This is a genomic window from Dechloromonas denitrificans (genome assembly GCF_020510685.1).
GTDB classification, from domain to species: domain Bacteria; phylum Pseudomonadota; class Gammaproteobacteria; order Burkholderiales; family Rhodocyclaceae; genus Azonexus; species Azonexus denitrificans_A.
The window spans coordinates 296882-318616 of the sequence record NZ_CP075185.1; the positions used below are offsets into that span (position 1 = coordinate 296882).

General features: G+C 61.6%; 17 protein-coding genes. 10 read left to right on the forward strand and 7 right to left on the reverse strand.

Annotation, left to right across the window (positions count from 1 at the left end; all coding sequences use genetic code 11):
• Window positions 1-14: 14 nt before the first annotated feature.
• The 3 genes from minE to minC are packed head-to-tail and all read right to left on the reverse strand — an operon-like array spanning window position 15 to window position 1907.
• Window positions 15-272: a cell division topological specificity factor MinE gene (minE, locus tag KI611_RS01465; RefSeq protein ID WP_226418067.1), complete on the reverse strand. Its 258-nt coding sequence runs from the start codon at window positions 270-272 to the stop codon at window positions 15-17.
• A gap of 1 nt (window position 273) precedes the next feature.
• Complete coding sequence (minD, locus tag KI611_RS01470; RefSeq protein WP_226418068.1) at window positions 274-1089, reverse strand: septum site-determining protein MinD; 816 nt, start codon at window positions 1087-1089, stop codon at window positions 274-276.
• Between the two features lie 38 nt (window positions 1090-1127).
• Window positions 1128-1907, reverse strand: coding sequence for a septum site-determining protein MinC (minC, locus tag KI611_RS01475; protein ID WP_226418069.1), 780 nt, complete (start codon window positions 1905-1907; stop codon window positions 1128-1130).
• 278 nt (window positions 1908-2185) lie between these two features.
• Between minC and gpmI the strand changes: the two genes are divergently transcribed.
• A complete protein-coding gene (gpmI, locus tag KI611_RS01480) occupies window positions 2186-3826 on the forward strand; it encodes a 2,3-bisphosphoglycerate-independent phosphoglycerate mutase (protein ID WP_226418070.1) in 1641 nt (546 codons plus the stop codon).
• Between the two features lie 114 nt (window positions 3827-3940).
• Here gpmI and KI611_RS01485 read toward each other — a convergent pair whose 3' ends face one another.
• Window positions 3941-4681, reverse strand: a complete 741-nt coding sequence (locus KI611_RS01485) for a PEP-CTERM sorting domain-containing protein (RefSeq protein WP_226418071.1) — start codon at window positions 4679-4681, stop codon at window positions 3941-3943.
• Window positions 4682-5007: 326 nt separating this feature from the next.
• Between KI611_RS01485 and KI611_RS01490 the strand changes: the two genes are divergently transcribed.
• The gene (locus KI611_RS01490) at window positions 5008-5766 is read left to right on the forward strand and encodes a TerC family protein (protein ID WP_226418072.1); all 759 of its coding nucleotides are present in this window, start codon (window positions 5008-5010) and stop codon (window positions 5764-5766) included.
• Between the two features lie 87 nt (window positions 5767-5853).
• Here the strand turns inward: KI611_RS01490 and KI611_RS01495 are convergent, their stop codons facing one another.
• Window positions 5854-6903, reverse strand: a complete 1050-nt coding sequence (locus KI611_RS01495; RefSeq protein ID WP_226418073.1) for an AraC family transcriptional regulator — start codon at window positions 6901-6903, stop codon at window positions 5854-5856.
• Window positions 6904-7075: 172 nt separating this feature from the next.
• Here KI611_RS01495 and icmF point away from each other — a divergent pair, with 172 nt between their 5' ends.
• The 3 genes from icmF (at window position 7076) to KI611_RS01510 (ending at window position 13643) form a co-directional block, all read left to right on the forward strand.
• The gene (gene icmF / locus KI611_RS01500) at window positions 7076-10339 is read left to right on the forward strand and encodes a fused isobutyryl-CoA mutase/GTPase IcmF (RefSeq protein ID WP_226418074.1); all 3264 of its coding nucleotides are present in this window, start codon (window positions 7076-7078) and stop codon (window positions 10337-10339) included.
• Between the two features lie 199 nt (window positions 10340-10538).
• Window positions 10539-12146, forward strand: coding sequence for a methyl-accepting chemotaxis protein (locus KI611_RS01505; protein WP_226418075.1), 1608 nt, complete (start codon window positions 10539-10541; stop codon window positions 12144-12146).
• 168 nt (window positions 12147-12314) lie between these two features.
• Window positions 12315-13643, forward strand: a complete 1329-nt coding sequence (locus KI611_RS01510; protein ID WP_226418076.1) for a M48 family metalloprotease — start codon at window positions 12315-12317, stop codon at window positions 13641-13643.
• Window positions 13644-13671: 28 nt separating this feature from the next.
• On the opposite strand, the gene pepA is transcribed toward KI611_RS01510, so the two are convergent.
• Window positions 13672-14478, reverse strand: coding sequence for a flocculation-associated PEP-CTERM protein PepA (gene pepA, locus KI611_RS01515; protein WP_226418077.1), 807 nt, complete (start codon window positions 14476-14478; stop codon window positions 13672-13674).
• Window positions 14479-14639: 161 nt separating this feature from the next.
• Window positions 14640-15314 (reverse strand): Crp/Fnr family transcriptional regulator, encoded by a 675-nt coding sequence (locus KI611_RS01520; RefSeq protein ID WP_226418078.1) that lies wholly within the window; start codon window positions 15312-15314, stop codon window positions 14640-14642.
• A gap of 181 nt (window positions 15315-15495) precedes the next feature.
• Here KI611_RS01520 and KI611_RS01525 point away from each other — a divergent pair, with 181 nt between their 5' ends.
• The 5 genes from KI611_RS01525 to KI611_RS01545 all read left to right on the forward strand — a co-directional run bounded on the left by KI611_RS01525 (window position 15496) and on the right by KI611_RS01545 (window position 21692).
• Window positions 15496-17463, forward strand: a complete 1968-nt coding sequence (locus tag KI611_RS01525) for an AMP-dependent synthetase/ligase (protein WP_226418079.1) — start codon at window positions 15496-15498, stop codon at window positions 17461-17463.
• A gap of 2 nt (window positions 17464-17465) precedes the next feature.
• Window positions 17466-18248: an ABC transporter ATP-binding protein gene (locus KI611_RS01530; protein WP_226418080.1), complete on the forward strand. Its 783-nt coding sequence runs from the start codon at window positions 17466-17468 to the stop codon at window positions 18246-18248.
• Between the two features lie 12 nt (window positions 18249-18260).
• Complete coding sequence (locus KI611_RS01535) at window positions 18261-19175, forward strand: branched-chain amino acid ABC transporter permease (RefSeq protein ID WP_226418081.1); 915 nt, start codon at window positions 18261-18263, stop codon at window positions 19173-19175.
• A 53-nt stretch (window positions 19176-19228) separates the two neighbouring features.
• Entirely contained in the window at window positions 19229-20305 is a 1077-nt protein-coding gene (locus tag KI611_RS01540) for a branched-chain amino acid ABC transporter permease (RefSeq protein WP_226418082.1), read from the forward strand.
• A gap of 64 nt (window positions 20306-20369) precedes the next feature.
• Window positions 20370-21692, forward strand: coding sequence for an ABC transporter substrate-binding protein (locus KI611_RS01545; RefSeq protein WP_226418083.1), 1323 nt, complete (start codon window positions 20370-20372; stop codon window positions 21690-21692).
• Window positions 21693-21735 lie beyond the last annotated feature (43 nt).

The window sequence follows — 21735 nt, forward strand, 5'->3', positions numbered from 1 at the left end:
CGTGCCGTCGCCGTTCAGTTCTTTTCCGGTAGCACGATATTGACTTCCAGTACCTCGTAGCGGTCCTGCTTTTCCAGCGAGACGCGGATGTCGTCCGGGTTTACGTTGACGTACTTGGAGATCACCGCGATCAGTTCGCGCTGCAGGTCGGGTAGGAAGTTGGCGCTACTGCCGCCGCCATCGCGTTCATGGGCGATGATCAGTTGCAGGCGCTCCTTGGCTAGATGGGCGGTTTTCGGCTTGTTGCCGAAGAGCATGGAAAGCAGCGACATGTCACTTGCCTCCGAACAGGCGCTTCAACAGGCCCGGCTTGACGAAATCGACGAAGCGCAGCGGCTTGTCTTCGCCGAGGAAGCGGGCGATCACATCCTGATAGGCTTCGGCGGCATCGGTCTCCTTTTGATGGATGACCGGGGCGCCCTGGTTGGAGGCCTGCAGCACTTCTTCCGATTCCGGAATGACGCCGATGATCGGCACCCGCAGGATTTCCTGGATGTCCTTGTAGGACAGCATTTCGCCGGCTTCGACGCGGTTCGGGTTGTAGCGCGTGATGAGCAGGTGTTCCTTGACCGCCTCGCGGCCTTCGATGGCGCGCCGCGACTTGGCCTGCAGGATGCCGAGGATGCGGTCGGAGTCGCGCACTGACGACACTTCGGGATTGGTCACGACGAGCGCTTCGTCGGCGAAGGTCAGCGCCATCACGGCGCCCGATTCGATACCGGCCGGCGAGTCGCAGACGATGTAATCGAAGCCCTGGTGTTCCAGTTCCTTGATGACCTTCTCGACGCCTTCCTCGGACAGCGCATCCTTGTCGCGCGTCTGCGAGGCGGGCAGCACATACAGATTGTCGCAGTGCTTGTCCTTGATCAGCGCCTGGGTCAGCGTCGCTTCGCCGTTGATGACGTTGATCAGGTCATAAACGACACGGCGCTCGCAGCCCATGATCAGGTCGAGGTTGCGCAGGCCGACGTCGAAGTCGATGACGGCCGTCTTGAAGCCGCGTTGCGCCAGGCCGGTGGAAAAGCTGGCGCTGGTGGTGGTCTTGCCGACCCCGCCCTTGCCGGAAGTAACGACGACGATTCTGGTCACGATGATTTCTCTTTGGATAGGTTGTTTGAATGGATTGATTAGCGGAGAGCCAGCGGCGCGACGGTCAGGCGCGCTTCGCCGCCTTCTTCGCTCAGGCTGATGGTGGCAGGCTGGCGCGCCAGTTCGACGGGGACGCCTGCTTCGAAAGTCCGGTACAGGCCGGCCACGGAAACCAGTTCGGCTTCCAGGCTGGTTGTAAAAATGCGTGCCGTCTTGTCGCCGCTGGCCCCGGCCAGGGCCCGGCCGCGCAGCGGGGCATAGACGTGGATGTTGCCGTCGGCGATGACCTCGGCACCGGCGCTGACCATGGCCATGACGATCAGGTCGCTGCCGCGGGCATAGAAGCGCTGGCCCGAACGCAGCGGCTTGTCGAGGGTGACGGTGCTCGGTGCCGCTTCGCGGGCCGCTGGCGGTGCTGGCTCTTGCGGCGCGGCAACCGGGGCAGGCGCGGGCGCGGGCGTCGGCGCCGGTTCGACCGGCTTGGCGCGCGGCGCCCGGCTCAGCGCATCGCGGCCGAGCGGTGGCAGGCCGGCGGCAGACGCTGCGGCGGCCAGTGCTTCCGGCAGGCCATGGGTCGCCACGGCGGTCAGGCCCGAACTGCGAAACAGCTGGCAAATCTGCCCCCAGTCGGCACCTTCCGGCAGGTCCTCGGCATTGCTGAAATCGAGCACGGCCAGCTCGTCCTCGAAGAAATCCGGGCTGTTGCCGGTCAATTCGCCCAGTGCGGCATGCAAAGTGGCGAAATCGGTGGTCCGGAGCTGGGTCTGGATGATCTTGAGCGTCGTGCCCTTGAACTGAATCGGTGAATCTTTTGCCATGCCTGCTGCGTGTTTAGCGGAGAGGTCGCGATTATCCCACAGGCCGGCAGCAGGAATGAATATTGACCATTTCACGTCGTTGCCAGGCCGCCTGATGGTCCATGAAAATTGCGATGGCATGTGCTTTGCGGAGGCCGGCATGGCTCTGGTGCCTCCCTCTGTCGCGCCGAACCCTGTGCGATCGAAGGTAAAATGTCGGTTCAATTGAATTATCGGCGACGCCGTTGTTTCCGGCGTCACGGATGCGAACCCGATTTCCCCTTGCTGGAACCTCTCCCATGCTACAAAAGCTCTCTTCTTTCGCTGGCGTTCCGGGCCCCGTCGTCATTATCGTGATGGACGGCTATGGCATTCCCCAATCCGCTGCGGGCAGCGCCATTGCGGCGGCTCGCAAGCCGACCCTGGATCGCCTGTTCGCCGATTTTCCGAACATTCGCTTGCGGGCGCACGGCACGGCGGTCGGCATGCCGTCGGACGACGACATGGGGAATTCCGAGGTCGGCCACAATGCGATCGGTGCCGGCCAGGTCTATAGCCAGGGCGCTTCGCTGGTTGCCGACGCCATCGCCAGTGGGGCGCTCTGGCAGGGTGAGGCCTGGCAGCAGATCGTTGCCGGCGCCAAGGCCGGGCGCGGTGTAGTGCATTTCATCGGTCTGTTCTCCGACGGTAACGTGCATAGCCATATCGATCACCTGAAGGCGATGGTCGTCCAGGCCAAGGCCGAAGGCGTCAAGACGGTGCGTATTCATGCGCTGCTCGACGGCCGCGATGTGCCGGAAACCAGCGCGCTTGACTACGTCGTGCCGTTCGAGGCCTTTCTCGGCGAAATCAGTGGTGACGGCTTCGATGCACGGATTGCCTCCGGTGGCGGTCGGCAGTTCATCACGATGGATCGTTATGATGCCAACTGGAGCATGGTCGAAAAAGGCTGGAAAACACATGTGCTCGGCGAGGGGCAGCAATTCGCCACGGCGACTGCAGCGGTCAACGGCCTGCGCGAGCAGAATCAGGGCACCATCGACCAGGACCTGCCGGCTTTCGTCATTGGCGAGAACGGCAAAGCTATCGGTACCGTCGAGGATGGCGACTCGGTCGTTTTCTTCAATTTTCGTGGCGATCGCGCCATCGAAATCAGCCGGGCCTTCGAGGAAAGTGCGTTCGACAAGTTCGATCGGGTTCGGACGCCGCGCGTGACCTACGCCGGCATGCTGCAATATGACGGCGACCTCAAGCTGCCGGCCCGTTTTCTCGTCGCCCCGCCGGCGATTCGCAACACCATGGGCGAATGGTTCGGCAAGGCCGGCCTGACCCAGTTCGCCTGTTCCGAAACGCAGAAGTTCGGCCACGTCACCTATTTCTGGAACGGCAACCGCTCCGGCAAGTTCGAGGGCGAAACCTGGCAGGAAGTGCCGAGCGATGTCGTCCCCTTCGAGCAGCGGCCGTGGATGAAGGCGGCCGAAATTGCCGACGCGATGATCGCCGCGCTGCAGTCGGGCCAGTACAAGACCCTGCGCTGCAACTTCGCCAATGGCGACATGGTCGGCCACACCGGCAATTTCCGCGCGGCAACGATGGCCATCGAGGCGGTCGACCTGTCGCTGGCCCGGGTGCTCCAGGCGGTCGATGCGGCCGGCGGCGTGGCGCTGATTACCGCCGACCACGGCAATGCCGATGAAATGTACGAACTCGACAAGAAGACCAAGGAGCCGGCCCGGCACAAGGACGGCAGCTTCAAGGCGAAGACGGCGCACACGCTGAATCCGGTGCCGCTGATTCTTTACGACACGGTGAGCGGCGGCAAGTTGGGATTGAAGCAGACGGCTACCGCCGGCCTGGCTAATCTGGCGGGCACAGTTGCCAACCTGTTGGGGTTGGAGAAGCATCCGGCTTGGGAGGAGAGTCTTCTCGACTTCCGTTAGGCTGACCTGCAAATACAAAGGGCATGTACCGTTAGGTAGCATGCCCTTTTCCCCCGAGCGGGTAACTGAAGTGCCAAATGCGGCGGTCAGTCCTTACCGGTCTGAAGCTGCTGTTTAGGCGGCCTTGCGACGCTGGCGGAACAGCATGCCAGCCAGGGCGGTACCAAATAGCAGCAATGCGCCCGGTTCGGGAACATTGTTGATTTGTCCTCGGTCACCGATCACCATGTCGTCGAAGCCGAAGCGGTCGCTGCTGCTGGTGTTGCGAATGGAAACGTTGGAGTAGGTTACGCCAGTGTCGATGAAGCCCCAGAACAGTACATTGCCGTCGTTGATTCCGCCCGCATTCTGGATGATATTGAAAGTGGTGACATTGTTCAGTGTGTCGGTCAGGGAGACGACGAGATCGCCACCGCTATCGGAAATATCCGTGCCGTAGAAGCCGAAAGCCGAGATTGGATTGAGCAGAAAGTTGATTGACAGGGTGGAGCCGAAGCCGGCATCCAGATGCATTGAGGGCGATGTTGAGAATTGGCCGACGGGATTGCTGTTCGTCGCGATAACGGTGCCGCCGATGGAGCTCAGTGTCGCACTCAGATTGCCGGAGGAGCCCGGGAATGAGAGTGTCAGCGGAGACGATTGACCATTGGCGAAAGCTGAGAAGCTTTCATTGCCGACCGAGGTCAGGCCATTCAGGAAGTTGGTGCGGGCAGTTACGGCGTTGCCACCTACCGGAACAACGCCACCTGGATTGGTGTCCACTCCATAGTAGGTGACTGGAGCAGCAAGGGCTGCTCCGCTGCAGCCGAGAAGTGCTGCTGAAAAAAGCAGTGACCGTGATGATCTCTTGAACATTGTAAACCCCCTTGATTAGTCAAACCGTCTCGGTTTGGAATTGGTTTCTGGGTTAAAGCAGAAATCGGGCCACAATGCAGGTTATTGATTTGATATGCAGTTGGCGATGATGATCGCGTATTGTGTAAAGAAATTCGACAGTAATCAGATGTGCGATCGGAGCGAGCGTACTGTCGCGAGGCGACGACTGTTTTTCACATCTTTGCCACGCAGTCGCGAGTGATACTTCGTTATTTTCAGAGTATCGCTGTTGGGAATGCGGGTGTTTCGATGTATGCCGGCCTCGCTACAATCTCCGCCTTGAACTGTCTTCTGGCGATATCCCTATGTTCGACCTACTCCTTTCTCCCGAAATCTGGATTGCTTTCTTCACGTTGACCGCGCTGGAACTGGTGCTCGGTATCGACAACATCATTTTCATCTCGATTCTGGTCGACAAGCTGGCCAAGGAGAAACAGGAGCTGGCCCGGCGCCTCGGCCTGTTTCTCGCGATGTTCATGCGTATCGGCCTGCTGCTGGTCCTGTCGTGGATTGTCGGACTGACTGAGCCGGTGTTGACGCTGTTCCACTTTGCCGTCTCCGGGCGCGACCTGATCCTGATTGCCGGCGGCCTGTTCCTGATCTGGAAGAGTACCGGCGAGGTGCACCAGTTGCTCGAGGGCGAGGAGGGCGGCGAGTCGCGCAAGGTGGCGTCGAGCTTCGCCGGCGTCATCGCCCAGATCATCGTCATCGACCTGGTGTTTTCGCTGGACTCGATCATTACCGCCGTCGGCATGGTCAGTCAGGTCGGCGTGATGATTGCCGCAGTGGTCGCCTCGGTCGGTCTGATGATGCTGTTTGCCCGCTCGATCGGCGAATTCGTCACCAATCACCCGACAATCAAGATGCTGGCGCTGTCCTTCCTGGTCGTCGTCGGCGTCGTGCTGATCGCAGACGGCTTCGGCCATCACGTGCCGAAGGGCTACATCTATTTCGCCATGGCTTTCTCGGTCGGTGTCGAAATGCTCAACATCCGCATGCGCAAGAAGGGCATCAAGCCGGTCGATCTGCGCGAGCCGTACGTCCGCGAAACCGAGTCTACCTAAGCTCTCCTGCCTGCCGCGCCGACAGCGCGGCAGGCGACTTGGGTTGGAGCAAGCGCGCGCTGTCGATTGCCTTTGCTGCGACGCGCCTCAAGTCGCTCTGGCCAGCTTGCCGGCCCATTTCTGCCGGTAATGTGCCGGCGCCATCCCGGTCCATTCGACAAAAGCCCGATAGAAGGCCGAGGTGTCGGCATAGCCGAGGTCGGCGGCGACTTCGGCTATGGAATCGCGGCTTTTGGTCAGCCGGGCCAGCGCCATGTCGCGGCGCAGGGCGTCCTTGATGGCGCGAAAACTCGAGCCTTCCTCTTCCAGCCGACGATGCATGGTGCGCGGTGAGAGGTGCAGGCGGTCGGCGATGTCGTCGAGACTGAGCGTTGCCGGCAAGGCCGTGCGCAGCAGGTCGCGGACACGGGTGACCATTTCCCGGTCACGCCGGTAAAGGGTGGTCAGCTTGCCCGGGGCGCCGTCGAGGAAGTTGGTGAGGGCCGCTTCGTCGCGGCGGATCGGCAGGTCGAGCAGGTTGGCGTTGAAGCTGGCGACCAGCGTGCCGACGCCGCCCGGCACGGTCGGGGCGAAGCGGGAATCCTCGGTGAAAATCAAGGCGTAATCGGCTGAATGCGGCGGGCGGCGGTAGGGAAAGATCACGCTATCGAGCGCCAGGCCACGCCCGGCCAGCCAACAGGCCAGGCCGTGCAGCAGGCGGAGCAGCCATTCGAAGGCGAAGACGCGCCCCGGATCGTCCGGGTCGGCCGCCAGCCGACGGCTTTCGCTGATCACCAGTTCGGCCTGACCGTGGTGCCGCCGGATGCTGAGCGTCAGGTCGGGCAGTACGATGTGCAGGAAGCGGCAGGCGCGCTGCAGGGCTTCGGCCAGCGTCGGAGCGCTGATACAGCCGCGGCAGAGAAATTCGAAGCTGCCGATCCGCATCGGCTGGGCGAACAGCCCGAAGCCTTCGTCGTCCAGTTCGCGGTTGATCCGGTTGTAGAGCGCGGCATAGCGCTCGATCGGAATCCGGCTGGCGGTGTCTGCAATATCGATATCGGTGGCGGCCAGCAGCGGGGCCGGGTTTCGGCCCTGGCGCCGCAGTCCGGCCAGCATGCCGGTGACAAAGCCCATGGCGACAGTGGTTTGGCTGCGCATAGGGGCGTTCGGATTGGTGCGATGCAGCATTGATGCTGTTCCCAAGTGGACGACCGCAGCACTTTATCACCTTGGCGGAATTTGCACGATTATCGTCATTCGCGACAATGGCATGGTCGATAAAGCGGCATACCATGGCGCCTTTCCCCAGTTTTGATGAGGCATCGCTCCCATGACCGATCTTTCCGTTGCCAAGAAGCTTTCCCCGTACAAGCCGAAAAACAAGGTGCGTTTCGTCACCGCCGCCTCGCTGTTCGACGGTCACGATGCCTCGATCAACATCATGCGCCGCATCCTGCAATCGACCGGCGCCGAGGTGATCCACCTCGGCCATAACCGCTCGGTGCAGGAAATCGTCAATGCCGCACTGCAGGAAGACGCCCAGGGCATCTGCATTACCTCGTATCAGGGCGGCCATGTCGAGTTCTTCAAGTACATGATCGACCTGCTGAAAGCCAATGGCGGCGAGAACATCAAGGTCTTCGGCGGCGGCGGCGGCGTCATCGTGCCGTCCGAAATCAAGGAATTGCACGCTTATGGCGTGACCCGCATCTATGCGCCGGAAGATGGCGTCCATATGGGCCTGCAGGGCATGATCAACGAGGTCGTGCAGAACGCCGACTTCGATCTGGCTGACGACGGTGTGCCGACGGCCGACGAGGCGCTGGCCGGTCTCAAGGCCGGTGACAAACGCCTGCTGGCCCGTCTGATCACGCTGCTGGAAAACGGCGAGGCGCCGGCGCTCAAGGAGCCCTTGCTCAAGGCCGCCGCCGCGTTGACCGTGCCGGTGCTCGGTATCACCGGTACCGGCGGGGCCGGCAAGTCCTCGCTGACCGACGAACTGGTCCGCCGCTTCCGTCTCGACCAGAACGATGCGGTCAAGATTGGCCTGATTTCCATTGACCCGTCGCGCAAGCGCACCGGCGGCGCGCTGCTCGGCGACCGCATTCGGATGAACGCCATCGAGCATCCGAACATCTTCATGCGCTCGCTGGCGACCCGCGATACCGGCAGCGAAATTTCCGTCGCGTTGCCCGAAGTGATCGCCGCCTGCAAGTTGGCCGGTTTCGATCTGGTGATCGTCGAAACCTCGGGCATTGGCCAGGGCAATGCCGCCATCGTGCCCTTCGTCGATATTTCGATGTATGTGATGACACCCGAGTTCGGCGCCGCCTCGCAGCTGGAAAAGATCGACATGCTCGATTTCGCCGATTTCGTGGCGATCAACAAGTTCGACCGCAAGGGTTCCGAGGATGCGCTGCGCGATGTCCGCAAACAGTACCAGCGCAACCGCGAGCTGTTCACCACCCCGACCGACGACATGCCGGTGTATGGCACGCAGGCCGCCCGCTTCAACGACGACGGGGTGACCGCGCTGTACCAGGCACTGGTTCCGGCCCTCGCCGAAAAGGGGCTGCAACTGGCCCAAGGCAAGCTGCCGCGGGTTGGCGTCAAGCAGTCGTCCAGCCAGCGCGCCATCGTGCCGGCCCAGCGCGTTCGCTACCTGGCGGAAATCGCCGATGCGGTGCGTGGCTATCACGCCCACACCGACGAGCAGGTCAAACTGGCTCGCGAGCGCCAGTCGCTGCGCATTTCGGCCGGCCTTTTCAAGGGCTGCGACAAGCCGACCGCCGACTTCGACGAAATGATCGCCTGGAAAGATGGCGAAATCGATCCGAAGGCCAGGAAACTGCTCGACATGTGGCCGGACACCGTGGCCGCCTATGCCGGCGACGAATACGTCGTGAAGATCCGCGACAAGGAAATCCGCACCCAGCTGGTCTCCGAATCGCTGTCCGGCACCAAGGTCCGCAAGGTGATCCTGCCCAAGTTCGGTGATGACGGCGAAACCCTGCGCTTCCTGATGAAGGAAAACGTTCCCGGCTCCTTCCCCTACACCGCAGGCGTCTTCGCCTTCAAGCGCGAGGGCGAGGATCCGACCCGGATGTTCGCCGGCGAGGGCGATGCCTTCCGCACCAACCGCCGCTTCAAGCGCGTCTCCGAAGGCATGCCGGCGCATCGCCTCTCAACCGCCTTCGACTCGGTGACGCTGTACGGCTGCGACCCCGACGAGCGGCCGGACATCTACGGCAAGATCGGCAATTCCGGCGTCTCGATTGCCACGCTCGACGACATGAAGGTGCTCTACGACGGTTTCGATCTGGTCTGCCCGACCACTTCCGTGTCGATGACCATCAACGGCCCGGCGCCGATCATCCTAGCCTGTTTCTTCAATACCGCCATCGAGCAGCAGCTGGTCAAGTTTGTGAAGGACAACGGCCGCCAGCCGACCGAGGACGAAGCCGAGAAAATTCGCGAATGGACTTTGGCGAACGTGCGCGGCACCGTGCAGGCCGATATTTTGAAGGAAGACCAGGGGCAGAATACCTGCATCTTCTCGACCGAATTCGCGCTGAAGATGATGGGCGACATCCAGGAATTCTTCGTCCATAACCAGGTGCAGAATTTCTACTCGGTGTCGATCTCCGGCTATCACATCGCCGAAGCCGGGGCCAATCCGATCAGCCAGCTCGCCTTCACGCTGTCGAACGGTTTCACCTACGTCGAGAGCTATCTGGCGCGCGGCATGCACATCGACGACTTCGCCCCGAACCTGTCCTTCTTCTTCTCCAACGGCATGGACCCGGAATACTCGGTGATCGGCCGCGTTGCCCGCCGCATCTGGGCGATCGCGATGAAGAACAAGTATGGCGCCAACGAGCGCAGCCAGAAGCTGAAGTACCACATCCAGACCTCCGGCCGTTCGCTGCACGCCCAGGAGATGGACTTCAACGACATCCGCACGACGCTGCAGGCGCTGATCGCCATCTACGACAACTGCAACTCGCTGCACACCAATGCCTACGATGAAGCGATCACGACGCCGACCGAAGAGTCAGTGCGACGCGCCATGGCCATCCAGCTGATCATCAACCGCGAATGGGGCGTTGCCAAGAACGAGAACCCGAATCAGGGCGCCTTCGTCATCGACGAACTGACCGATCTGGTCGAGGAAGCCGTGATGAAGGAATTCGAAGCCATCGCCTCGCGTGGTGGTGTGCTCGGGGCCATGGAAACCGGCTATCAGCGCGGCAAAATCCAGGAAGAGTCGATGTTCTACGAGCACAAGAAACACGACGGCTCCTACCCGATCATCGGCGTCAATACCTTCCTCAATCCGAAAGGCATGGCGCAGCAGGAAATCGAGCTGGCCCGTTCGACCGACGAGGAAAAGCAGGGGCAGATCAAGCGCCTGCGCGACTTCCAGGCCCGTAACGCGGCCCAGGCGCCGGCCATGCTGGAAAAGTTGAAGCAGACGGTGATCGAGGACGGCAATGTCTTTGTCGTGCTGGTCGAGGCGGTGAAGTGTTGCTCGCTCGGCCAGATCAGTACCGCGCTCTACGAAGTTGGCGGCCAGTACCGGCGCAGCATGTAAGGAAACCCCCGAAAGGGGAACAGCAACCGGAACCCGATAGGGTGGCGGAGACAAAACGGACGGCGAGGCAATGAACCTCGCCGTTTTTATTTGCGGTTATCGCTCGAAGAGTCCTTGTGGCGCCCTGCTCGACTCGTCTTTATCTAGTTCGAGGATTACTATCCGCAAAGTAATAATCCGAACTGATTAGGGAGAACTAATGACTATTGCCAAACGTTTGGCTATTTTGATATTGGTGGCTGTCGCAGGCTTGGTTGTGGTTGGCTCGTTCGGCCTGCGTCAGATGGGGGCGATCAATTCCAACCTGCAGTATGCGCACGAGAATTCGATTCCGAGCATTCGCAAGGTGGCCAACATGGAGAGCAGCTTCCTCCGACTGCGCGTTGCGGTTCTGGGATATCTGCTGAGCAGCGAAGAACAGCGTCCGACTTACGAAAAGCGCATTGAAAACAGCAAGCAGGATCTCGAACTACATCTGCGCGATTACGAGAAGCTGATCAGTGACGACAAGGACAAGCAGTACCTGGAAACCAGCAAGGGGCTGGTCAAGGATTACCTGCCGCTGCTCGATAACGCCATAGTTGCGACCAAGGCCGGCCAGCCGGACAAGGCCAAGTCCGGCATGGGGCAGGCTGGTGAGCTGTCGAAGAAAATCGGCGAGAACATCGAGGCGCACGCCAAGTACAACGAAACGCTGGCCGAAGGGGAAGTGCAAAAGGCTGCCGACGCATACTCCAGCGGCAAGGTTGTTTCCATCCTGGTGATTTTGCTGGCCACAGCCCTGACCGGATTGATGGGCTTCATGCTCTACAGCCATGTAACGACGTCGCTCGGCGGCATGGCCGCCATCTTCTTGCGTATCGAAAGCTCACTCGACTTCACCGGTCGTCTGCCGATCAAGGGCGACGACGAAGTGGCCAAGGCCGGTGGTGCCTTCAACCGTCTGCTCGATCGCCTGCAGGGGAGCCTGCAGGAAATCGCCCGCCACACGACGAGCGTCAATTCTGCCGCCAACCGGGTGGCGACCTCTTCCAACCAGATGTCGATTGCCTCCTCGCACCAGAGCGAAGCAGCCTCCAGCATGGCTGCCACGGTCGAGGAAATGACGGTCAGCATCAACCACGTTGCCGACCGGGCGCGAGAAGCCAACGGTTTGTCGGTGTCGTCGGGCGAGCAGGCGCAGCGCGGCGAAACCATCATCGGCCAGACCGTGGTCGGCATCAATGGTATCGCCGAAACGGTGCGTAGCGCTGCCGAGCAGATTTCCCGCCTGGAACAGCAGAGCGAGCGCATCAACCATGTTGTCTCGGTGATCAAGGAAGTGGCCGACCAGACCAATCTGCTGGCGCTCAATGCCGCCATCGAGGCGGCGCGGGCCGGCGAGCAGGGCCGGGGTTTCGCGGTGGTGGCCGACGAGGTACGCAAGCTGGCTGAGCGGACTACCCAATCGACCCAGGAAATCGGCAAAACCATCGCCGAAATGCAGACCAGCGCCCAGTCGGCGGTACAGGGCATCGGGATGGTGGTGGAAAAGGTCGAGGCCGGCGTCAGTAGCGCCGAAGAAGCCAATGTGGCGATCCAGGCGATCGGCAGCAGTTCGCGTCAGGCGGTCAATATGGTCGGCGACATCAGCGATGCGATTCGCGAGCAGAGCGTGGCGAGCACCAGCATCGCCCAGCAGGTCGAGCAGATCGCCCAGATGTCGGAAGAAAACAGCTCGGCATCGAGTTCCACCTCGGAAACGGCCGGCGAACTGGCTCGGCTGGCTGCCGAAATGCACCGGGTGGTCGCCCAGTACCGGGTCTGATGATCTCTTGAAGCGCCAGTCCCCCAGCCGGCTGTTCGGTGCAAGGGGGCGGCGACAAAACCGACGGCGAGGCGATCAACCTCGCCGTTTTTCATGGTGCATGGCAATCGTCCGGATTTTGTCGCAGAATCGAAAATCACTCATTTTCTTAGCTTGCCGGGAGTTCCGATGCGCCATCACGATGATCTTGCCTTGAGTCTGCAACGCAACCGCCTCACCCGTCGCCAGGTACTTGGGTTGTTCGGGGCGGCCGCTCTATCCGGTTGCGCCAGTTCGCCGGTCGGCGGTGGCGCCATCCTGGTCGGCATGAGCGAGGACGAGGAAAAGAACGTCGATAGGAAGGTCGCGCCGCAGCAGTTTTCCCAGGATCTCGGGCCGGTCCAGGATGCCTCGCTCAATGGCTACCTGGGCAGCGTCGGCCAGCGACTGGATGCCAACACGCATCGGCCGCAAATGCCGTATTCCTACCGCGTGCTCAACGCCAATTACGTCAATGCCTACACCTTTCCCGGCGGGGCGGTGGGGGTGACGCGCGGCATTCTGGTCGACCTCGACAACGAGGCCGAACTGGCCGCCTTGCTCGGCCACGAACTGGGTCACGTCAATGCCCGTCATGCCGCGCAGCGCCAGGGCCAGGCGATGGTTACCCAGATTGCGGTCAGCGGCGCCAATCTGATCGGCTCAGCCGCCGGTTACGGCGGTCTGGTCGATCTCGGGACCAAGCTCGGGGCCAGCGTGCTGCTCTCCAGTTATTCCCGCGACAACGAGCGCGAGGCCGATGCGCTGGGCCAGGAATACATGGTGCGCGCCGGCTATCCGGCGAGCGGCATGGTCGGCCTGCAGCAATTGCTGGTCGATCAGCAGAAGGAAGCGCCGAGCATGCTGCAGACGATGTTCTCGACCCACCCGATGAGCAGCGAGCGGCGTGATACCGCGAAACAGCTGGCCGAGAGCAAGTACGCGGCGAGCAACAAGCGCGAGGTCGGGCGCGAGCGTTTCATGGACAACACGGCGGCGCTGCGCCGCATCAAGCCGACCATCGAGGCCTGCCAGAGAGGCGAAACGGCGATGGCGGGCAAGCAGTACGGCAAGGCCGAGGAGCAGTTCCGGGCGGCGCTGAAAAGTACGCCGCGCGATTACGCCGCCAACCTGCTGATGGCGAAATGCCTGTCGGTGCAGGACAAGGATGCTCAGGCGCTGGAATATGCCCGGACGGCAACGGCGATCTATCCGCAGGAAGCGCAGGCCCACAAGCTGGCCGGCGTGCTGGCCCTCGGTCAGCGTGATCCGGCTGGGGCCTACGAGCAACTCGATCGCTATGACCGTCTGCTTCCCGGCGAGGCGGGGGTTACCTTCCTCAAAGGCATCGCCCAGGAAGGCATGGGCAACAAGCAGGAAGCGGCCCGTTTGTTTTCGACCTATCTCGGCCAGAACAAACAGGGCAAGGCGGCCGAGTATTCGCAAAGCCGCCTGAGGAGCTGGGGCTACCTGAAGTAGCCCCGGTCTGTGCTCCTGGCTGGCGCGATTATTCGGCGCGCCGCCGACGCCGCCGGGCGGCCAGCGGAATCAAGCCAAGGCCGGCCAGCAACAAACCGCTGGTCGCCGGTTCCGGCACGCTGGCCAGCGACATCTGGCCGCCATCCTGCACGGTGAAGGCGAATGATGAAGCGACGTAGGGGCTGCCGTTGCAGCCGGCGCCGCCATAGCCGGCCAGGCCGCAGACGATTTCGGAAAGCAGCAGGGCGTCCGGCGTTGTCGTCTGGTTGAAGACGCCGAGTTGCATCAGCACATTGTCGGCATTGGCCAGATCATTGCCGGCCGCGTCGAACAAATAGCCGGAGCGCAGCGTACCGGCGTCGAGTCGGGCGCTCAGATTGACCATTCCGTTGCTCGCTATGCCACCGGCGAAAATGCTGAAGCTAGCCAGCGGCGTACCATTGTCGGCGCCGTAGGTGCCGGTCGCGCTGGCGAAATCGAAGTTCGGATCGGCATACAGGTTGATGCTGCCCGTATTGAAATGGAGGGCAAAGGGATTGGCGAATAGACCGTTGCCGGCCACCGAGTAGACCACGGTGATTTCCTGGGCGCCTGGTAGCGCAAGGCGGTAGGCGCCATGCTCGATAAAGGTGAAGTCCGTCTCACTGGTCGGTTGTCTCTGGACAAAACCGACGCCGCCAACCGTGACCTCGGACACCGCTGTGGCGCCGCTGACGCCAAGGCCCGAAGGGTTGATCTGCCAGGCCGGGGCCGCCTGGGCGATCGGCGCGGTGAGTGCCAGAGCCAGGATGCACAGCGCCTGTTTGATGCGGTTTGCCGTTCTGCCTTGCGTCATGAATTTCCCCCTAAGTAGGTTTGTGGTGACCATTGGGCCGAATGCCATCGATTAAACCAAATGGCATAAATCGGGTGCCGGAAAACTATAGGGCATCCGGCATTGGCGACAAAGCCTTTTCGGGGGAAATCGGGCTTGCGGTCGGCCGGTGGCCGCTCCGCTCAGTCGCCGAAGCTGCGCAGGCCGTCGAGGTCGAGGACGTTGATGCCGCCGTACTCGCTGCGCACCAGGCCGGCATCTTCGAGCACTTTCAGCGCCTGATTGGCGCGCTGCCGCGAAACCCCGGCCAGGTAGCCGAGCTCTTCCTGCGAAATTTGCAACAGGCGGTTGGTGCCCGGGTAGAGCACCGGGTTGAACAGCGCGGCCAGGCCGCGGGCGATGCGGGCATCGGTGTCGAGCATGCGCTCGTTTTCGATCATGCCGATGAACTGGCCGAGGCGTTCGTTCAACTGGGCGACCAGGTAACGGTTGAACGGAATGCTGTGGTCGAGCAGCCAGTTGAAGGTGGCGCGATTCATGAAGGCGACGCGGGTTTCGCGGATCGCCATGACGTCGTAGCGGCGAACCTCCGTCTTGAGCAGGGAGCCTTCGCCGAACCAGCCGCCGGAGCTGATGCCAGTCAGCGAGGTGGTCTTGCCGGTGGTCCAGTGGCTGGCCATCTTGCCCAGGCCGTTGATGATGCCCATCCAGTAGTCGACCGGTTCGCCCTTCATGCAGATGAAGGCGCCGGCCGCGAAGGTGCGCTCGCTGGTGCCGGCCAGTGCTTTGAGCATTTCTTCTTCGGTGAGGGATCGCCCCCACAGGGAGGTGCGCAATAGTTCTTCGGCGTTCTTCAATTTATTTCCTGGATTGTCTGCCGGATGACAATTATAAGCCCCGGCTGTGCCTACACTGGGCCGCGACAATCTGTGATCGTTGTGGTGCGCTGCAAGGTTTGTGTAAGGCTATCGTGCCCACAATGATTCAAACGAACGTTAGACCGCGTACCTAAAAACGCGGCAAAGAGGAGACTAAAGAATGCCCAGGCAGGCGAATTTTGCTTCGCTGGATGGTTTGCATACCTTCCCGCGATTACTGTTTCATCATGCCCAGACGCGGCCCGATGCACCGGCCATGCGCGAGAAATATCTCGGCATCTGGCAAACGTGGACCTGGTCCGATGTCGCCGAGCGCGTCCGGGCGCTGGCTTGCGGCCTGGCCTCGCTCGGTTTCAAGCGCGGCGACAATCTGGCGATCATCGGCGACAACCGGCCGCATCTCTACATGATGATGACCGCCGCCCAGTGCCTGGGCGGTGTGCCGGTACCGCTCTACCAGGATGCGGTGGCCAGCGAAATGCTCTTCGTGCTGCAGGATGCCGGCATCCGCTTCGTCGTCGTCGAGGATCAGGAACAGGTCGACAAGATGCTGGAAATCCAGGATCAGGTGCCGACGCTGGAACATATCGTCTATGACGACCCGCGCGGCATGCGCCATTACAGCCAGCCCTTCCTGCACGACATCCACGAACTGATGGAGATGGGCCGGATTCATGACCGCAATCACAGCGATTTCTTGAACACTGAAGTCGAGCAGGGACATTTCGACGACGTTTCGGTGATGCTCTACACCTCGGGCACGACCGGCAAGCCGAAAGGGGTCTGCCAGACGCACGCCGCCTTCATTGCCGCCGCCCAGGGCGGGGTGCAGGTCGACAAGCTGGGGGCGGATGGCGACATCCTCTCCTACCTGCCCATGGCCTGGGTCGGCGATCACCTGTTCTCCTACGCCCAGGCGCTGGTCGCCGGCTTCACCATCAACTGTCCGGAATCCGGCGAGACGGTGATGACCGACCTGCGCGAAATCGGCCCGACCTGCTATTTCGCCCCGCCGCGCGTCTTCGAAAGCCTGCTGACCTCGGTGATGATCCGCATGGAAGACGCCGGCCCGCTGAAACAGAAGATGTTCCATTACTTCATGGCGGTCGCCAAGCGCTGCGGCGCCGATATTCTCGATGGCAAGTCGGTCGGCTTCGGCGATCGTCTGCAGTACTGGCTGGGCAACCTGCTGGTCTATGGTCCGCTGCGCAACGTCCTCGGCATGAGCCGCATCCGCGTGGCCTACACGGCCGGGGCGGCGATCGGGCCGGAACTGTTCCGCTTCTATCGCTCGATGGGCGTCAATCTGAAACAGTTCTACGGCCAGACCGAAACCTGCGCCTATGTCTGCATCCAGCCGGACGGCGCGATCAAGTTCGACTCGGTCGGCCAGGCGGCTCCCGGCGTCGAAATCAAGATCGCCGATAGCGGCGAGGTGCTGGTCAAGGGGCCGATGCTGCTCAAGGAATACTACAAGCGCCCCGATGCCACCGCCGAGGCGATCAACGTCGATGGCTATTTCATGACCGGCGATGCCGGCTTCCTCGACGAGGACGGCCACCTGAAGATCATCGACCGGGCCAAGGACGTCGGCAAGCTGTCGAACGGCGCGATGTTCGCCCCGAACTACATCGAGAACAAGCTGAAGTTCTTCCAGCACATCAAGGAAGCTGTCTGCTTCGGCGACCAGCGCGACATGGTCTGCGCCTTCATCAATATCGACGTCGGCGCGGTCGGCAACTGGGCCGAGCGGCGCGGCATCTCCTACGCCGGTTATGCCGACCTGGCCGGCAAGCCGGAGGTGCTGGAACTGATCCGCGAGTGCATCGAGCAGATCAATGCCGAACTGGTCCATGACACGATGGTCGCCGATTCGCAGATCCATCGTTTCCTGGTGCTGCACAAGGAACTCGATCCCGACGACGACGAACTGACGCGGACGCGCAAGGTGCGCCGCGGCTTCGTTGCCGAGAAATACAAGGTGCTGATCGACGCGCTCTACGCGGGCAAGACCAATCAGTTCATCGAAACCGAGGTCAAGTTCGAGGATGGCCGGCGCGGCAAGGTGTCGGCCGACCTGAAGATCATCGAAGCGAAAACCTTTCCGATCGTGAAAAAGGCTGCCTGAACATGAGCAAAAAAATAGGCGACGTCATTCTCGACCTGCAGAACATTTCCCTGCGTTTCGGCGGCGTCAAGGCGCTGACCGACATCTCCTTCGACGTCCGCGAACACGAAATCCGCGCCATCATCGGCCCGAACGGGGCCGGCAAGAGCTCGATGCTGAACGTCATCAACGGCGTTTATCACCCGCAGGACGGCAAGATTTTCTGGCACGGCCAGGAGCGCAAGAAGATGGAGCCGCACATGGCGGCCCGCCAGAACATCGCTCGCACCTTCCAGAACATTGCCTTGTTCAAGGGCATGACCGTGCTCGACAACATCATGACCGGGCGCATCACCAAGATGAAGTCCAACTTCATCGAGCATGCCCTGTGGTTCGGTCGGGCCCGCCAGGAAGAGCTGGCGCATCGCCAGAAGGTCGAGGAAGTGATCGATTTCCTGGAAATCCAGCACATCCGCAAGACGCCGGTCGGCCGCCTGCCCTATGGCCTGCAAAAGCGCGTCGAGCTGGCCCGGGCGCTGGCCGCAGAGCCGTCGATGCTGCTGCTCGACGAGCCGATGGCCGGTATGAACGTCGAAGAGAAACAGGACATGTGCCGCTTCATCCTCGACGTCAATGACCAGTTCGGCACGACCATCGTGCTGATCGAACACGACATGGGCGTCGTCATGGATATTTCCGACCGCGTCGTCGTGCTCGACTACGGCAAGAAGATCGGCGACGGCGTGCCCGACGAAGTGAAAAACAATGAGGATGTGATCAAGGCCTATCTTGGCGCTGGTCACTAAGGAGACGGGGAGATGAATTTTTTCTTTGAAGTCCTGATCGGCGGACTGCTCTCGGGGGTCATGTATGCCCTCGTGGCGCTCGGCTTCGTGATGATCTACAAGGCCTCGGGGGTGTTCAACTTCGCCCAGGGCGCGATGGTCTATATGGCGGCGCTGTCGGTGGTCGGCTGCATCGAGAAGGGGGCGCCGCTGTGGCTGGCGATCATCCTCGCGTTCGGCATCATGACGCTGTTCGGCATCGCCACCGAGAAGTTCGTGCTGCGCAAGTTGGTCAACCAGCCGCCGATTTCGCTGTTCATGGCGACCATCGGTCTGGCCTTCTTCATCGAAGGCCTGGCCCCGATGATCTTCGGCAGCGACCCGCGGGCCCTGGAGCTGGGCATTGTCGACGAGCCGATTCCCTGGATTCTCGACAACTGGAACATGGTCATTTCCAAGTTCGATCTGGTGGCGGCCGGCGTAGCCGCCGTGCTGGTCGCGACGCTCGCCCTGTTCTTCCAATACACCCGCATCGGCCGGGCCCTGCGCGCCGTTGCCGACGACCATCAGGCGGCCCTGTCGATCGGCATTCCGCTGCAGCACATCTGGGCCATCGTCTGGGGCGTCGCCGGTTTCGTCGCGCTGGTCGCCGGCATGATGTGGGGCGCCCGCAATGGCGTGCAGTTTGCGCTCACTTTCACCGCGCTCAAGGCGCTGCCGGTACTCATTCTCGGCGGCTTCACCTCGGTGCCGGGGGCGATTGTCGGCGGCCTGATCATCGGCGCCTCCGAAAAGCTGGCGGAAATCTACATCCCGCCGGTCATGCAGGATCTGTTCGGCGGCAATTTCGGCGGCATCGAGGGCTGGTTCCCGTATGTGCTGGCGCTGCTCTTCCTTCTCGTGCGGCCGGAAGGCTTGTTTGGCGAGAAGCACATCGACCGCGTGTAGCGCCGCTGCTTCTGCTCCGCGACCAAAGACTAGCGACTAAGGACTAATAAAACATGCTTTACCGTGAAGCCGGTCAATTCAAGACCACCTACGCCGCCGACCAGCAACTGTTCCCGATCCGCCAGGACCGCATCGGGGTCATCGTGCTGCTCGCCGTCGCTTTCCTCGGGGTGCCGTTGCTGGCCAGCGAATACTGGTTCTCGGCGATCCTGATTCCCTTCCTGATCTTCGCCCTGGCGGCGCTCGGCCTGAATGTGCTGACCGGCTATGCCGGCCAGTTGTCGCTCGGTTCGGCCGCCTTCATGGCGGTCGGCGCTTACGCCGCCTACAACTTCCAGTTGCGGGTCGAGGGCATTCCGCTGCTGGTTTCCTTTGTCCTGGCCGGCCTCACCGCCGCCGGGGTGGGTATCCTGTTCGGCCTGCCCTCGCTGCGCATCAAGGGTTTCTATCTGGCGGTGGCGACTCTGGCGGCACAGTTCTTCATCGTCTGGTGCCTGACCAAGTTTCCCTGGCTGTCGAACAACTCGTCGTCCGGCGTGATTTCGACCCAGAAGCTGATCATCTTCGGCCATGAGCTGACCACGCCGGTCGAGAAATACCTGCTGGTGCTGTCCATCGTCGTCGTCATGGCGCTGGCCGCCAAGAACATGGTCCGCTCGTCGACCGGCCGGGCCTGGATGGCGGTACGCGACATGGACGTCGCCGCCTCGGTGATCGGCATCCGGCTGATGCCGACCAAGCTACTCGCCTTTGCCGTCAGTTCCTTCTACTGCGGCGTGGCCGGGGCGCTCTACGCCTTCTGCTACCTCGGCTCGGTCGAGCCGGACGGCTTCTCGCTCGAGATGTCGTTCAAGATCCTGTTCATGATCATCATCGGCGGTGTCGGTTCGATCATGGGCAGCTTCCTCGGCGCCGCCTTCATCCTGCTGCTGCCGATCTTCCTCGATGTGGCTCTGCCCTTCGTCGCCGATCTGTTCGGCCTGCCTTTTGCCAGCGCCACCGTGTCGCACATCCAGATCCTGGTGTTCGGTGCGCTGATCATGTTCTTCCTGATCGTTGAGCCGCACGGGCTGGCCCGTCTGTGGCAAATCGCCAAGGAGAAACTGCGTCTGTGGCCGTTCCCGCACTAGGAAGGGCTATTGTCCAAGCGGCGGCGGCCCCGTCGCTTTTCTGTAAATCTGGAGGAGACATTCAATGATCAAAAAATTCAAACCCGCCCTCGCCGCCGCTGCGGTGTCCCTGGCCCTGCTGTCGCAGATGGCGGTCGCCGCGGAAGAGCAGTTCTTCCCGCTGATCGACTACCGCGTCGGTCCCTACGGTTCGAACGGCCAGGCCTTCTACGGCGGTTTCATCGACTACCTGAACTACGTCAACATGAAGGAAAAGGGCGTCAATGGCGTCCAGATGACCTGGGAAGAGTGCGAAACCGAATACAACAACGCCAAGGGCGTCGAGTGTTACGAGCGCCTGAAGAGCAAGGCCGCCAAGTCGGCCGGCCCGATCCACACGATGTCCACCGGCATCTCCTACGCCCTGGTCGACAAGTCGGCGCAGGACAAGCTGCCGCTGGCGATGATGGGCTACGGCCGGACCGATGCGGTGGACGGCTCGGTCTTCCCCTACGCCTTCCCGCTGGTCACCACCTACCAGATGCAGGCCTCGGCCATCGTCAAGTTCATCAAGGACAAGAATGCCGGCAATCTGACCGGCAAGAAGATCGTCTACCTGTATCACGACTCGGCCTACGGCAAGGAAGCCATCATCGCGATGGAAGCCGAAGCCTCGCTGAACAAGTTCCAGCTGGTGCAGATTCCGGTCGCCCACCCAGGCAACGAGCAGGGCGCCCAGTGGCTGAAGATTCGTCAGGAGAAGCCGGATTACGTCGTGTTCTGGGGCTGGGGCGTGATGAACCAGACGGCGCTGAAGGCGGCCCAGAAGGTCGGCTACCCGCGTGACAAGATGATCGGCTCATGGTGGACCGGTTCAGAGGAAGACGTCATTCCGGCCGGCGAAGCCGCCAAGGGTTACATGGCTGCGACCTGGAACGTCGCCGGCAAGCAGGTGCCGGTGATTTCCGACATCGAGAAGGTGGTCTACGGCGCCAACAAGGGCAACCTGCAGGACAAGGCCAAGATTGGCACCGTTCTCTACAACCGTGGCGTTTCCGCCGCCGTGCTGTCGGTCGAGGCGATCCGCAAGGGCCAGGAGAAGTACGGCAAGGGCAAGGCGCTGAACGGCGAGCAGATGCGTTGGGCGCTGGAAAACCTGAACATCACCGAGGCCCGCCTGAAGACGCTGGGCGCCACCGACCTGTTGCCGGAAATCAAGACTTCCTGTGACAACCACGAAGGTTCCGGCAAGGTGAAAGTCCAGCAATGGGACGGCGCCAAGTGGGTGCCGGTCTCCGGCTGGATCGAAGGCAACAAGGCGCTGATCCACCCGCTGTTCCAGGCCTCGGCGAAGCAGTACGCCAAGGAAAAGGGCATCACGCCGCGTGATTGCAGCAAAGAAAAGTAATTAGTCGGTAGTCGTTAGTCGCTAGCCGGGGCTCTTGCTCACG

What these genes read in the sequence shown, in the direction of transcription:
- KI611_RS01530 (WP_226418080.1), top strand. Translation starts at nt 17,466, where the DNA reads ATGAGCAAAAAAATAGGCGACGTCATTCTCGACCTGCAGAACATTTCC.
- KI611_RS01525 (WP_226418079.1), top strand. Translation starts at nt 15,496, where the DNA reads ATGCCCAGGCAGGCGAATTTTGCTTCGCTGGATGGTTTGCATACCTTC.
- KI611_RS01485 (WP_226418071.1), bottom strand. Translation starts at nt 4,681, where the DNA reads ATGTTCAAGAGATCATCACGGTCACTGCTTTTTTCAGCAGCACTTCTC.
- KI611_RS01490 (WP_226418072.1), top strand. Translation starts at nt 5,008, where the DNA reads ATGTTCGACCTACTCCTTTCTCCCGAAATCTGGATTGCTTTCTTCACG.
- KI611_RS01535 (WP_226418081.1), top strand. Translation starts at nt 18,261, where the DNA reads ATGAATTTTTTCTTTGAAGTCCTGATCGGCGGACTGCTCTCGGGGGTC.
- minC (WP_226418069.1), bottom strand. Translation starts at nt 1,907, where the DNA reads ATGGCAAAAGATTCACCGATTCAGTTCAAGGGCACGACGCTCAAGATC.
- minE (WP_226418067.1), bottom strand. Translation starts at nt 272, where the DNA reads ATGTCGCTGCTTTCCATGCTCTTCGGCAACAAGCCGAAAACCGCCCAT.
- KI611_RS01510 (WP_226418076.1), top strand. Translation starts at nt 12,315, where the DNA reads ATGCGCCATCACGATGATCTTGCCTTGAGTCTGCAACGCAACCGCCTC.
- KI611_RS01495 (WP_226418073.1), bottom strand. Translation starts at nt 6,903, where the DNA reads ATGCGCAGCCAAACCACTGTCGCCATGGGCTTTGTCACCGGCATGCTG.
- pepA (WP_226418077.1), bottom strand. Translation starts at nt 14,478, where the DNA reads ATGACGCAAGGCAGAACGGCAAACCGCATCAAACAGGCGCTGTGCATC.
- KI611_RS01505 (WP_226418075.1), top strand. Translation starts at nt 10,539, where the DNA reads ATGACTATTGCCAAACGTTTGGCTATTTTGATATTGGTGGCTGTCGCA.
- KI611_RS01540 (WP_226418082.1), top strand. Translation starts at nt 19,229, where the DNA reads ATGCTTTACCGTGAAGCCGGTCAATTCAAGACCACCTACGCCGCCGAC.
- icmF (WP_226418074.1), top strand. Translation starts at nt 7,076, where the DNA reads ATGACCGATCTTTCCGTTGCCAAGAAGCTTTCCCCGTACAAGCCGAAA.
- KI611_RS01545 (WP_226418083.1), top strand. Translation starts at nt 20,370, where the DNA reads ATGATCAAAAAATTCAAACCCGCCCTCGCCGCCGCTGCGGTGTCCCTG.
- gpmI (WP_226418070.1), top strand. Translation starts at nt 2,186, where the DNA reads ATGCTACAAAAGCTCTCTTCTTTCGCTGGCGTTCCGGGCCCCGTCGTC.